Raw genomic sequence first — 13,434 nt, 5'->3', positions numbered from 1 at the left:
AGCGACCGTTGCATCTCGGTAAGGCATACCTATCGCCAACCCATTACCCCTGTAAATACGCCCCAGGCAACCGTGCTGCCAGAAACTCCATAAACAGTCGGGTGCGCTGGGAAAGCGTGGTTTGGCGGTAATACACGGCGTTCACAGCTTGGGTCTGCATTTCTGTACAGCCGGGTAGTACATCCACCAGTGTGCCGTTGCGACGGGGAGTGATGGTCATAAAGTCGGCCAGGCAAGCAATGCCTTCTCCCGCAATGGCGAGTTCTATCAACGTGCTGCCGCTAGAGGCCGCCAGCGTTGGGGTAATGTGTAAAGGTTTACCATCGGCGCAGCACAGCGGCCAGCGGTTGAGATGATCGAGCTGACTGAAGCCTAGCAAACTGTGCTGTTGAAGATCGTCGATGCTTTGCGGGGTGCCGTGGCGTTTAAGATAAGCAGGACTGGCCAGAAGGCGCAGCGGACTGTAGCCGAGCAGGCGAGCGTGAAGCGATGAGTCCTCTAGTTTGCCGATGCGGATGGCCAGATCAGCACGCTGCTCCAGCAAGTCGACAAAACGGTCATGAGTGTCGAGTTCCAGCGTAATGCCTGGGTAGCGGGCACGGAACTCACTAATCACCGGCACTATCACGAACTGCATAAAGCTGGGGGCGGCGTTGATCCGTAACCTGCCATGAGGCTGATTGTGGCGATCCAGCATCGCCTCTTCGGCCTCTTCCACGGCGGCGAGAATACGGCGGCAATGATTTAGGAATGTTTCTCCCTCCTCAGTCAGCTCCAGGCGACGCGTGGTTCTACGTAGCAGGTTAGCGCCGAGTTTTTGCTCCAGGCGGTTGAGCGCACGGCTAACCCCAGAAACGGTAATACCAAGCCGTTCGGCGGCACCGGTGATGGAGCCGCTATCGACTACCGTCACAAAGGCCTGCTGCTCTTCAAGGGTGCTTTTCATTGAGTGCTTTTCATAACGTTATCGGCTGCCTGAATGGCAAACACCATTATTGTTGATTTTAAGTCAAAAGTGTATTGCTGAAGCGTTGCTATTTTTTAGCATGCTTTGAATCCACAATACCGCTCATTAAACGCCATGCCAAAGAATATAAGCATGGATGTCAGGCTATCATGAGAGGTTTTGTTAATGAAGGTTTTGCTGATTAACGGCAGTAAAGCGTTTGCTCACTCTGGAGGTGAACTCAATAATACGCTGCACAGCGTGGCGGTGAGCACTCTGCAGGAAATGGGCTATCAGGTACGCGAGACGGTGGTTGATCAAGGCTATGATCTGAATGCCGAGGTGCAGAATTACCTGTGGGCGGACACCATTGTGTATCAAATGCCTGGCTGGTGGATGGGCGCGCCCTGGATTGTTAAACGCTACATTGATGAGGTGTTCACAGAAGGCCACGGGGCGCTCTACGCCAGTGATGGCCGCAGCCGCCAAGACCCGACCAAGCAGTACGGAAGCGGCGGCTTGCTGCAAGGCCGCCGCTACATGCTCTCGTTAACCTGGAACGCCCCTTCGGAAGCGTTTGGGGAGCCGGGCAACTTTTTCGAAGGGCGTGGTGTGGATGGTGTCTACTTCCCGTTCCACAAGTCTCAGGAATTTATCGGCCTAAAGGCGCTGCCTACTTTTATTGCCAACGATGTGATGAAAGTACCGAATGTGGAGCGCGATACGGAGGCTTACCGTAACCACCTGCGTAAAGTGCTTGGCTAAGGCACTCGGTTAAGAAATGCCCGCCCTGTGAGGTGGGCTTTTTGGGCTATATTATTTGACTTAGCGATCTCGATCCAAGCTTTGCACCGTCAGATCCAGCGCCTTGTACATATCCAGCCGGGCTGAAAGGCCGATATCCGGGTGATTCAGCTCGTTGGCTCGTTCGGAGGGCAATATTGGGGCAGTCAGGTCATCCGCGTCAGTCGGCTCGAAATCATACTCTTCACCGATGGTCATGGCGCTACGGCGCAGCAGCATGCGTAACTGCGCCGGTGTAAGCTTGGGGTCAATTGACATCATGGCCGCCAGCAGGCCGCCAACCAGCGGTGTCGAATAGGAGGTTCCGCAGTGAGCCGGGCCTTGCTCACCTTCTTTGAGAGAGGACCCTCGAACACAGGCCGCTGCCGTTATATCCACACGCATATCGATATTAGACGCGCGCCGTTTGACCACGTAACGGGGATCATCAACGTCCACATCCTGATCGCTGCGCTCATGGCCACCGACCACGAACAGTTGGTCGGTTACGAAAGAAGAGGGCAAACGATAATCGTCGCTTCCCGAAAAGGAGGACGCGTTGCCCGCTGAATTGACGACCACCACATCGGGATGCTCCTCGCGAAGCCACAGGAAGAACTCTTCAAGCAGTTCCTCGTAACCACTCATGGCGATACCTGAACGCACCAGTGAATCGACTTCTTCCCCGTTAATGTCGATTGCTCCGACGCGATGAATGCCCCAACTCCAGTTGAGTACGCGTACGCCGTCTTCCACCAGGTTCACCGAAGCGGCAACGTTGGCGGTAATGCCCGCATCCGAATTACGATCCACAATCACATCGAAGCCCGGGCCTACCTCGTCCAGCCCACGCAGAAAGCCACTGTTGCCCCCTTCATTCCATGCCGCGGCAAATACACCGGCGACCGTTGTGCCATGGCCGTTGGGCTCGGCGGCATCGCGGGCATAAACACAGGTTCTCGTCGAGTCAGTACGGCAGTCACCCAGGTAATCGGCAAAATCCGGTGCGTCAAAGTCGACTTCCCGTTCAATGACGCCAATGCGTATGGGCTGTAGCTCGATATTCCCGCCCTGGCCCTGGGGTGAAAGCCGTCGCTGGTAAAAATTGACGGCATCCAGAAAACGGTTAGACGCCCACTCCTGATCATCAGCGTTGGGTGGTCTGTTCGTCTCGTTCTCAATGCTCTCTTCTGCCCCCGACTCTTCGACCACCACTGCATCCACACTCACTTCGCTACCCAGCCTTAGCACCATTGCGTCGCGTTGCTCCAGGTTACTGGCGGGTAGGCGAAGCTGATAGGTGTTAAGTGGTGGAATCATGCCGACCATCTCGGCGCCGTACTTTTCTGCTAAACGCTGGGCTTCTTGGGCACCGTCATGGCTCTCTTCAATAATCAGGCTGATCAGGTCGACGTAGGTAGTCAAACCATCCATGTTTTTTGCTACTTCTTGATCAGTGGCCGCTACCACATGACTGCCCTTGAGGCTGATCCAAACTGGATTGCTAGACTGCTCTTGCTGCTCAACCCACAATGGCCCGCTTTCTGCATCGGCGCTCCTGAGACGTACACGCACTCGGTTATTGTTGTGGGTGAGGTCTTCTGCTGGGAGTGGTGTACCGTTTAACTTCACCTGAAAGTCGCTGCTATCAAGGCCGCTGACATGCAAGCAGAATTCTTGGGTATCCATCTGAAGCAGATTGCCGCAGCGTTGCAGTTGTTTGACTCGCAAAGGTTGTTCGCCGTGTTCAGACTGCTCGGCAACCGCAGCAGTTCCGGTCAACATTAATGCCAACACCCAAATCAGCCGAACAGTGCGTAAATACGTTACTGCCATATGACTACTCCAAACGGTATCCGATTGACTGCATGCAGCATAAACGTATTGGCTGAACAGAACATGAACCGTTCAGTAAAAGGGGATGGGTTTATGTTTAACGGCTAAAACGATAACGGAGTTTAGGCAGTGTACGGGCAATCGGGGGTAGGCGGGTCGCCATGATAAGCGCAGCAATCGCCGCGTACATCGCCCACTCTTGCATATCGGCGCGCACTACCCAGAAAAAGTGCAGTAGAACCAGGCCCAAAATGGCGTAGGAAAATTTATGCAACGGCTTCCAGCGTTTGCCGAGGCGCTTCATCGCCCAGCGGTTGGAGGTAGCTCCTAGCACGGCAAGGCCGATCAACGCGATCATGCCGACTACAATATAGGGCCGTTTTACCAGTTCACTACCCAGCAGCGCCCAGTTCAACCCCAGGATAAACAGGGCGTAGCTAAGCATATGCAGGGTCGCATAGGCGAGCGTCCATAGACCCAACTGCCGCCGGATTAACGCAAAGCCTTTCCAGCGGGTGAGCTTGGTAAGGGGCGTAAGGCTAAGGGTAAACAGCAGCAACCAAAGCGCGCCGATGCCGATGTTCAGCAGTAGGTAACGCCCCGGTTCGGGGCCTGCAGCGTTGTTCGCCACCTGCCAGCCCCAGAATACCAGCGGCGCTAGCGCCGCTAAAAAAACGCTCACGCGCCAGAGTAGCCATGTGCGCTGTGTTGCCATTAGTAGTTAGCTCTCAAATCTAACCCCGCATACATATCGGCGACTTCATCGGCATAGCCGTTAAACATCAGGGTATCAATGGTATTCGGATTGAACAGACTGTTGGGCAACCGGCGCTCGGTGGCTTGGCTCCAGCGGGGGTGATCCACCTCTGGGTTCACGTTAGCGTAGAAGCCGTACTCATCAGGGGCGATTTGCTGCCAGGAGTTGACCGGCTGCTCTTCCACCAGCGATATACGCACAATCGACTTAATGCTCTTGAAGCCGTATTTCCAAGGCACTACTAACCGCAAGGGCGCACCGTTTTGGTTGGGCAACTCGCGGCCATACATTCCCATGGCCAGTAGCGTTAGCGGGTTCATGGCTTCGTCCAGGCGCAGTCCTTCCACGTAGGGCCAGTCGATCAGTGCAAACGATGATCGCTGCCCCGGCATCTGCTCTGGGTCGACCAGGGTTTCAAAGCGAACGTATTTGGCTTTGCTGGTGGGGTCGGCGCGCTTGATGACCTCTGCAAGGGGAATGCCTAGCCAGGGAATCACCATCGACCAGGCCTCAACACAGCGTAGGCGGTAAATGCGTTCTTCAAACTGTGATGGTTTGGCGAAGTCCTCTAGTGCAAAGCGCCCACCGTTATTGACTTCACCATCAACTACCACGCTCCAAGGCTGGGTTTCCAGGCTGCCTGCATGGCGGGCGGGGTCGGTTTTGCCAGAGCCAAACTCGTAGAAGTTGTTGTAGCCGCTGGCGTCCTCAAAGGGGGCGATTTTGTCTTTTTCGGGGTTGCTAGGGGTGACGGCTTCCCACTGGGTCTCGCTGATTTTCTCCTTTAGCCACGCTGGCGCATTGCCATCAGGGACGTCTGAGTAGTCGGCATTCGCTTGGGCGTGGCCGGCAAGAGCCAGCCCCGCACCTAAGCCTGCCATACCCCCCATGAAACGACGACGGGAGAGGTAGATAGATTCCGGCGTGACATCTGACTCATGTAAGTCACTCGGTTTGGCAATCTTTATGAGCATGAGGTGCCTCCTGCTGGGTTAGGCCGGGCGGGCTATAGCCAATCTATAACATCGTTTTAACGAGTGTCATTTCGATGCTGGAACAAGTAAAAAGTTATACACAACTTGTAAGAAATAGTATCTAAACACAAGAAGTGATGAATCTTTTTTGCTTGCCGTAGAAGCCTGCCTTACGAATGATAGGAATGGCTGGCTTAATCCCTCTACTATAGACACGTTTTTAGGCCTAATGTCTCTCCTCTATCGACAAGGAACACCATGGCTTCTACACGCCGTGAACTGATGGCATTAATTGAACGCAATGCCATACCACCTGAACAGGTGTCGCGAGCTGTCAAGGTTGCCGGACTGCAACCTTCACCACGTGAATGGGCCGTATTTGTCGATCGGCTTTTACTATGGCTGGGAGGTTTGGCGCTAGCTTTCGCGGTACTGTTTTTTGTGGCCTATAACTGGGCTGAGATGGGCCGCTGGTTACGCTTTGGCGTGGTTCAGGGCGCGCTGGTATTAGTGGTAGGGGTTGCCGTGTGGGGTAACACCAGCCGAGTGGGTGCCAAGGTCGCACTAACGGCCGCATCGCTGTTGGTGGGCGTTTTGCTGGCGTTATTTGGCCAAACGTACCAAACCGGAGCCGATCCGTGGCAGCTGTTTTTCATCTGGGCCCTGTTGATCCTGCCTTGGGTGTATATCGTTCGTTTTGAGCCGCTTTGGTTATTGTGGCTTGGGTTACTTAACGCGGCGATAGGGCTTTATTTTCACACTTGGGGCGGGGTGATGAATGTTTGGTTTGCGAGCAGCGAGGCTGTTTTCGGGTGGCTATTTATGCTCAATACCATCGCTCTTGCCGTGTGGGAATGGGGAGGGAAGTGTCGAAATTGGCACGTAAGCCCTTGGTCCCTACGCATCTTGGCGTTGGGAAGCGGCGTTTCTATCACGCTATTAATGATGATTTATGTCGTCGATACCACGCCGTCTTTTGCACCAGTGCTGGTGGTATATCCCCTATGGTTGATGGCGTTGTATGGCGTTTATCGACACTGGCGTTCTGATGTGCTGCTGATAGCGGGCGGATGTGTGTCGGCAATCAGCGTTGTGGCGCTACTGCTGGCCAGACTCTTGCTATGGGAAGGGGATTGGCAGGAGGGGAGTTTATTGATGATTGCTATTGCGGTATTGGCGATGGGCGCCGGGGCCGTCGTGTGGCTGAAGCGACTACACCAAGAGGCTTCCCAATGACGCGCAATGCCGATGATTTAAAAGCTCGACTGAGCCAAGCGGGCATTATTATAAACGAGCCGACCACCTCTACGCAGTTGGGAACACCTTGGTTTGTGCGCCTGCTACAGGCGTTTTCTGGCTGGCTGGCAGCGCTGTTTCTGCTTGGTTTTATCGCAATGGGCATGGTGTTTTTAGTGGAAAGCTCAGCGGCGTCACTGACCGTAGGGCTTGTTATGATCAGCGCCGCTTTTGGGCTATTTCGCAAGGCACAAAGTGATCTACTCGAACATTTGGGTTTGGCGATTAGCTTCTCCGGGCAACTACTGATCGCCTGGGCATTGGCTGCGCTTTGGGAGGCTTTTACTTACCCATTTTGGTCGCTGCTGGGATGGTCGCTGTTTGGCTTACAGTGCGCACTGGCACTGGTAATGCCGAGTCAGGCGCATCGTGGATTTTCTGCCTTTGCTGCATGCGTGGCGCTATATATGGCGTTGGCAGCGAACGCCATGGGGCCAGTCGCCAGTGGCATGGCGCTGCTGGCACTTACCGCACTTTGGGCTCATGAGTTTCGCTGGCCAACGCACATAAACCACGTGCAGGCGTGGGGTTACGGCTTATTGGTGGGCATGCTGGCCATTCAGGGATTAGCCCATACCGGCCAATCGGTGTTGTTTGTTGATGGCATGGCAGGTAGTGCTTGGAGGGAATTACTGCCGTGGTTAAGCGTTGCCTTAATAGCGCTCGCTCTGCTGCTGGTTTTTCATGGGGTTTTCCAGAACCTTATTTCATTCAAGGGGCGCTGGGCGGCTTACGCTGGCGCTGCTGTATTGCTTATTGTGTCATTCCATCTACCGAGTGTTGGGCAGGGCGTGGTGGTGATGTTATTAGGCTTTACCATTGGTCATCGTGTACTGGTTGGCGCAGGTGTATTGTCGCTGCTGCTGGGTATTGGCAGCTATTACTACTGGCTGGATTCCACGTTGCTGATGAAGTCACTCACGCTACTGGTAATAGGAGGACTGCTCTTGTTACTGCGTTGGGCGTTACGCCAGTGGCTAAATACAAAGATGGCCACGCAAGGCGACAGGAGCTTAGACCGTGATGCATAGTGCCGTGATGCTTAGTGCCATGATGCGTAGTGCTAAGTGGAGCCGGGTCGTTATCGTTGCGACCATGTTGTTGATCTTGGCGGTGGTGAACGGAGCGATTTGGCAGAAAGAGCGTCAACTATCGGAGGGAGAGGTCGTCTACCTAGAGCTGGCGCCGGTCGACCCGCGCTCGTTAATGCAGGGAGACTACATGGCGCTCAATTTTGAACTGAGTAACGATATTCAGCGTGCGCTTCAAAGCCGCCATGACGGCGACACCCTCAAGGCACGTGATGGCCACGCCGTTGTGCGCTTGGACGAACAAGGCATTGGCCATTTTCAGCGCTTGGCAGATGGCCAAAGCGCACTTAAGAATGACGAACGACGGCTGCACTATCGGTTGCGCAATGGTCAAGTGCGCTTCGCTACCGATGCTTTCTTTTTTCAGGAAGGTCACGCTGAGCGATATGAGTCTGCCCGCTACGGCCAGTTTCGGGTGAATGCCAAGGGCGAGCCATTATTGGTTGCTTTATATGATGGTGCGCTTAAACCATTGGACGAGGCGGTTAAGTAGTATTTATTGATTATGGTTTGCTGTTTGCTGACTGTTCATTACCCCTGGCTTCGCCTTGCAACGTTAAGAAAGGTAGGCTGTAATTTGTCCTCTTACTGACAAGGATGGCCTGTTTTAACCAGCGGGCTGGCTAAGTTAACGGCTTTTCGTTGGTAAGAAAGTGGCCCATCTCAACTAATAAGGTATGTATGAAAGTAATCAGCTCGTGGCTCGCATGGGGTTTGTTAGTACTGGCGCTGACAGTTTCCAGCCTATGCGTGGCGCAAACTCAAGGAGGAGAGAGCGAGAATCATCGATGGTTTACCGTCGATGCGTTAAACGAGGGGTTGGGTGAACCGCCTGAAGAAGCGAATCGGGTGACACCGCGTGAATCGATTAGAAGCTTTTTAGACCTTACCAACCAAGAAGAGTATGAAGCCGCTGCCCATATGCTCAATCTCTCTGACCTTTCAGAAGGGGAACAGCGAGAACAGGGGCGTGAGCTGGCCCGGAAGTTAGCCGAGATTTTCCAGCGCGGTGAATGGCTGAGTGTTTCTGATCTGCCAGGTAGAGAGGACGCTGTTATTGAAGATTCTACGGGCCAAAACCCCCGCGTCGGCGAGCCCCGCCGCAATATCGAGGTGTCCTCCTTAAAAGCGGACGGGGAAACCTACGATATTCGACTGGGCCGATACCGGGTGGGTGATCAGGAACCGGTCTGGCTGATCATGCCCGTCAGCGTGTCGTATATCCCGGTGCTGTATGAGCAGTACGGTCCATCAATGTTGGAAAATTATATTCCTGAACGCTTCCAATCGTCGTTTGGCCTCCTGAGGATTTGGGAATGGATCGCCATTCCGGTCTTTTTGCTGTTCGTAGGTATGGTCGGTTGGGGCGTTCATCGCCTAATCGGGTTGATGTCGAAATGGCTGCCTGCGGGCGTATCGACCATTTTTGCCAGTCAAATTGGCTTGCCTGCGGCACTAATTGCGATGTCGTTGATCACCCAGATGCTGCTGGATTATGTAGTATCGTTTTCAGCAGTCGCTACGACGACTTTTCGGGTTTTATTAATCAGTATCTTGGCTTGGGGGGCCGGTACGATCGCACTTCGCCTGGTGGATATCATCATGCTGCGGATGACGCGCCGATTAGTGGGCGAAATCGATGATACGAAACCCCGCGACGAACGTCGGCTACTAACCTCACTCTATGCGCTGCGTCGGGTCATTATTCTGATTACAGTGACCGGCGTTTCTATTTACATACTGGGCCAGATTCAGCTCTTTGAATCACTTGGCCTTTCTATTCTGGCATCTGCCAGCGTGTTGGCGGTGCTGGTAGGTGTCGCAGGTCAAGCGGTGCTAGGGAATATCCTGGCGTCGTTCCAGCTGTCATTTGCCAAGCCTATTCGTATTGGCGATCTGGTGATTTTTGAAGGCCAGTGGTGCTACGTAGAGGGCATTTTTTATACCTTTATTCGATTAAGGTCATGGGATGAGCGTCGTGTGATAGTGCCCGTTACCTACTTTACGTCGAAGCCTTTCGAGAATCTATCCGTCAAGAGCACCAAGATGTATCGGTTTTTGGAGCTCACCCTCCATTTAAGCGCTGATATTGGTCTCGTTAGGGATAAATTCATCGAATTCGCTAAAGAAGAAAGCAACGTTATCGAGCATCATAAACTGCTGTGCTACGTGACCGGCCAAACCGGTACGGCGCAGACCGTCTCCTGTTACCTGATGACCTCAGATCCATTGGCCGGCTGGGCAGCAGAAATGAACGTTCGCGAGAAGCTAATGACTTTTATTCGTGATAACCATCCCGAATGGTGGCCCAGGGAGATCGTGGTGATTAGCCATCACGATATCGCCCGCGGCGAGCAGGCTAAGCGCTCGGAGAAAGGGGATAGTGTTGAGACGGATAGTTCTGAAGCGAACAGTTCTGAGGTAAATTCATCTGAATAGTAGAAGACGCTTGGGTTGAAGAAAGTCCACTGTTTGGGTATTCAACCGATAAAATAGTCTTTGTTTCTGCTTGCGAAGTCAGGAAGCTTCTTATTATGGCGCTACAAGTAGTTCAGCGCTTATTGCCCGGTTGGGGCGTTACTTATGCCCCTCCTGGTGATGGCCCTTTTCCAGCCATTATGTTGTTGCACGGTTCTGAAGGCGCATGGGCAGGGTGGAGCCATCGTGACGCGATGCTATTCGCCGCCCATGGCTTTTTGGCGTTTCCCTATGGCTACTCTAACGGCGGTAATGCCTGGAACGCGGGGCATATTATCGATTACCCACTGGATCGCAGCGTAGAGGCGTTTAAAGCCTTAAGGAGTTTCCAGTTCGTTGGTGAGCGGGTTGGGCTTTATGGTGTCTCACGCGGTGCCGAGCACGTGTTATTGCTCGCCTCACTGATGGCCAGAGATAACGTAGCAGGTATGCCCGATGCTATCGCTGCTCATAGCCCTCCAGACGTCGTGTGCGGGGCCTTTGACGCACGTAGTTTTCGCGATGGAGGGGATCCAGGCTATGCTAGCAAACGCGCTTGGATATGGCGTGATAGTCACGCAGGTTTGCTGCCGACCACGCCGATCGAAATCGAACGCTACCCTGGGCCGTTACTGCTTTCCCATGGCACCAAAGACCGGATGTGGTCGGTGGAAATGACTAAACGCCTGGAAGAACGCCTGCGCGAGCATGGTCGCCACCCTGAGATACATTATTATGAGGGGGAGGACCATATACCTAGTAGCTCTGGGCAGAATAAGCACTACGAGCTACTCCTGGAGTTCTTTTCAAAACACCTGTAAGTCACTGTTCATCATTTTCCCATCCGAAAAGCCTATCTCGGTAGCTAAGAGGTGTAGCGTTGATAATGGCTGCTTGGGGCAGGTTGTCGATATACGCTCTCGGTTGCAGCCAGGGCTGCTCGTCGCTGGGTGGCAACCACTCAATGCGGTCGTTAAATAGCGCATCATCAATCTCTAACACCAACGGTGCTTCTGCGTAGATGAAGTATTAGTTGGCGATAAAAAGAACAGCTTCTTCAACATTCAAATGAACGCAGTCGAGCTTATGATCGTTTCCGCAGCGAGGTACATAGCCAAGTTGCAGAGTTTGATCCCAAATAGTTTTACTAACGACTCTGAATAAGCGCATAAGATCTCCAGTGGTTTTTTGCTCCGACTAAGTCAGCTTAAAACCTAAAGTTAAGTTGAGGTCAAGTGGCGCTTAAGTTGTAGTGTCTGGCAGAAAGTTAAGTAGTCGTCAGCCCCTGTGTGGTGGCGACAGCGAAATCGCTAGTCAAGACTTAGAAGCTAAAGCGATGTGTCACGAAAGTGTGTAGCTTCTTGCGTTAACCACTCTATAAAGCGAGCTACCGCCGGTGGCGCTTCCCCCTCACTTGGCAGAATCAGGTCGTAGGCGAACGGAGAGTTAAGGGGATACTGCTCCGCAAAGGGGCGTACCAAAACACCGCTCTCCAGCCGGTCAGCTACCAGCGGGTAGCTGGCGAGTACCACTCCTTGCCCAGCAATGGCCTGATCCAGAGCCAGGCTGTAAAGCGAGTATTGTCGTTGGTTGGGCATCTTGTTTAACGTTACCCCGGCGCTTTTAAACCAATCGCTCCAGCTTGGAATGGGGTGGCCTGCGTGGCTGCACCACTCCACGGTGAGCAGTGTCTGTGCCAGCAAATCCTTGGGGGTTTGTATGCTTGCCTGCGCTAATAGGGAGGGCGAGCAAACCGGAAATAGTGTGTCTTCAAACAGCCGCAGGCTGGTGACACCGGGCCAAGGTCCCCGGCCGTAGCGCAGCGATAAGCGTGCCCTATTGGGCAACCATAGCGGTGGCGTTAAGCGCGCCTCGGCATCCAGAGAGACTTCTATTTCTCGTTCATTAGCTTCAAAGCGGGGTAAGCGGGGGAGTAGCCAGAGTTGTAGGAACGAGGGCGGTGCACTCAGTAGCAATCGAAAGGCCTCTTCCGAGCGCTCGGTGATGTTCTGTATGCCGCTGGCGATACGCAAAAGGCCCACTTGTACATCTTCAGCCAATACCCGGCCTGCTTCAGTGGCGAAAACCCCATTGGCATGACGTTCAAACAATACCACGCCTAAGTGATCTTCCAACTGTTTGACCTGTCGGCTAACGGCACCGGGCGTCACCCCGAGGCGATAAGCGGCGGCTTTGAAGCTATTTTCTCGGACGGCCTCGGCAAACGCGCGCAGTGCATTCAGTGGTAGCCTTTCTATTCTCATTGCGTGAGATTTCCTAAGCCTAGACCCGATAACTAATCGTTTGTAAGCCATTGCCCTTACTGCTGCAATGGGCACCTATATGTTATAGGAGCCCACAATGAGTAATCAAAGAATAGTCTCCAACAACCATACTGCCTGCATGGTTGGTCGATCACAACGAAAGTCAGTGGACGCAACGGCAGCATCGTTGATGCTGCTATTTTGCCTAGTGTTGGGTTTTCAGCAGGTAGCGATTAAGGGTGTGGCTGAGGATATCTCACCCGTGGCGCAAATGGCGCTGCGATCCGCAATGGCAGGATGCCTCGTAGGGTTATTGGCCTATTGGCGCGGTATTAGCTGGGCGGATGCGGGTCACCACTGGGCCCCAGGGGTGTTGGTTGGTATCGGTTTTGCTGCTGAATTCGGTTTTGTTGCGTGGGGGCTAACCTACACCTTGGCGTCCCACATGTCGGTCTTTCTGTATACTGCGCCCATCTTCGCTGCTCTGGGTTTGCATCTTTGGGTACCCGGTGAGCAGCTCTCCATTCGCCAGTGGTGTGGCGTTGGCTTGGCATTCCTGGGAATGGTGGTTGCCATGGCGCCAAGCGGTGCTTATAGCATCGAGATTCTAATCGGTGATGCACTGGGCTTGCTGGCAGGGCTCGCTTGGGCGGCCACGACCATCGTGATCCGCAGGACATCGCTTTCCGAAGCGCCAGCAGAACTCACTCTGAGCTATCAACTGAGCGTGACGGCGTTGTTGCTCCTGCCGGTGGCGGCTATATCCGGGCAGCTAATGAGCGCGCAGTTTACCCCGGTGGCGATAGCCAGCCTCGGTTTTCAGACGCTGATCATTTCGTTTGCTGCGTTGCTGTTATGGTTTACCTTGCTGCGCCGCTACCGCGCTTCGCAGTTAGGCGTGTTTTCTTTCTTGGCGCCGCTTTTAGGTATTCTGTTTGGTACACTGCTGCTCAATGAGCCGCTGAGTATTAATTTTATAATCGGCGGCGGCGTTATTTTAGTTGGCATCATTCTGGTGACTCGCTAAACG

Annotated in this window: 13 protein-coding genes; 7 read left to right on the top strand and 6 right to left on the bottom strand. The window is 53.6% G+C overall.

Annotated features, from left to right (window positions below; translation table 11 throughout):
• Positions 1-43 precede the first annotated feature (43 nt).
• Complete coding sequence (locus tag ACUVOF_RS02360) at positions 44-946, bottom strand: LysR substrate-binding domain-containing protein (RefSeq protein ID WP_447042837.1); 903 nt, start codon at positions 944-946, stop codon at positions 44-46.
• Positions 947-1,132: 186 nt separating this feature from the next.
• On the opposite strand from ACUVOF_RS02360, the gene ACUVOF_RS02355 reads away from it, so the two are divergent.
• Entirely contained in the window at positions 1,133-1,711 is a 579-nt protein-coding gene (locus ACUVOF_RS02355) for an NAD(P)H-dependent oxidoreductase (protein ID WP_447042836.1), read from the top strand.
• Between the two features lie 60 nt (positions 1,712-1,771).
• On the opposite strand, the gene ACUVOF_RS02350 is transcribed toward ACUVOF_RS02355, so the two are convergent.
• From ACUVOF_RS02350 to msrP, 3 genes are all read right to left on the bottom strand, one after another.
• Positions 1,772-3,565, bottom strand: a complete 1,794-nt coding sequence (locus tag ACUVOF_RS02350) for a S8/S53 family peptidase (RefSeq protein ID WP_447042835.1) — start codon at positions 3,563-3,565, stop codon at positions 1,772-1,774.
• A gap of 97 nt (positions 3,566-3,662) precedes the next feature.
• On the bottom strand, positions 3,663-4,280 hold the full coding sequence (gene msrQ / locus ACUVOF_RS02345) for a protein-methionine-sulfoxide reductase heme-binding subunit MsrQ (RefSeq protein ID WP_447042834.1): 618 nt from the start codon (positions 4,278-4,280) through the stop codon (positions 3,663-3,665).
• A complete protein-coding gene (gene msrP / locus ACUVOF_RS02340; protein WP_447042833.1) occupies positions 4,280-5,296 on the bottom strand; it encodes a protein-methionine-sulfoxide reductase catalytic subunit MsrP in 1,017 nt (338 codons plus the stop codon). Before msrP ends, msrQ begins: the two co-directional genes overlap by 1 nt.
• A 258-nt stretch (positions 5,297-5,554) precedes the next feature.
• Here msrP and ACUVOF_RS02335 point away from each other — a divergent pair, with 258 nt between their 5' ends.
• From ACUVOF_RS02335 to ACUVOF_RS02315, 5 genes are all read left to right on the top strand, one after another.
• A complete protein-coding gene (locus ACUVOF_RS02335; protein WP_447042832.1) occupies positions 5,555-6,532 on the top strand; it encodes a DUF2157 domain-containing protein in 978 nt (325 codons plus the stop codon).
• Complete coding sequence (locus ACUVOF_RS02330) at positions 6,529-7,623, top strand: DUF4401 domain-containing protein (RefSeq protein ID WP_447042831.1); 1,095 nt, start codon at positions 6,529-6,531, stop codon at positions 7,621-7,623. The genes ACUVOF_RS02335 and ACUVOF_RS02330 overlap by 4 nt, the downstream gene beginning before the upstream one ends.
• Positions 7,616-8,176 (top strand): GDYXXLXY domain-containing protein, encoded by a 561-nt coding sequence (locus tag ACUVOF_RS02325; protein WP_447043221.1) that lies wholly within the window; start codon positions 7,616-7,618, stop codon positions 8,174-8,176. Before ACUVOF_RS02330 ends, ACUVOF_RS02325 begins: the two co-directional genes overlap by 8 nt.
• A gap of 188 nt (positions 8,177-8,364) precedes the next feature.
• Positions 8,365-10,122: a mechanosensitive ion channel family protein gene (locus ACUVOF_RS02320; protein WP_447042830.1), complete on the top strand. Its 1,758-nt coding sequence runs from the start codon at positions 8,365-8,367 to the stop codon at positions 10,120-10,122.
• 95 nt (positions 10,123-10,217) lie between these two features.
• Positions 10,218-10,961 (top strand): alpha/beta hydrolase family protein, encoded by a 744-nt coding sequence (locus ACUVOF_RS02315; RefSeq protein WP_447042829.1) that lies wholly within the window; start codon positions 10,218-10,220, stop codon positions 10,959-10,961.
• A 1-nt stretch (position 10,962) separates the two neighbouring features.
• Here the strand turns inward: ACUVOF_RS02315 and ACUVOF_RS02310 are convergent, their stop codons facing one another.
• Complete coding sequence (locus ACUVOF_RS02310) at positions 10,963-11,142, bottom strand: hypothetical protein (RefSeq protein WP_447042828.1); 180 nt, start codon at positions 11,140-11,142, stop codon at positions 10,963-10,965.
• Positions 11,143-11,468: 326 nt separating this feature from the next.
• On the bottom strand, positions 11,469-12,404 hold the full coding sequence (locus tag ACUVOF_RS02305; protein WP_447042827.1) for a LysR substrate-binding domain-containing protein: 936 nt from the start codon (positions 12,402-12,404) through the stop codon (positions 11,469-11,471).
• Between the two features lie 97 nt (positions 12,405-12,501).
• Here ACUVOF_RS02305 and ACUVOF_RS02300 point away from each other — a divergent pair, with 97 nt between their 5' ends.
• Complete coding sequence (locus ACUVOF_RS02300; protein WP_447042826.1) at positions 12,502-13,431, top strand: DMT family transporter; 930 nt, start codon at positions 12,502-12,504, stop codon at positions 13,429-13,431.
• Positions 13,432-13,434: the final 3 nt, after the last annotated feature.

Source organism: Vreelandella sp. H-I2 (genome assembly GCF_052959335.1).
Note: the sequence above shows the minus strand (reverse complement) of the source record. Positions and strands in the feature narration are given on the sequence as shown.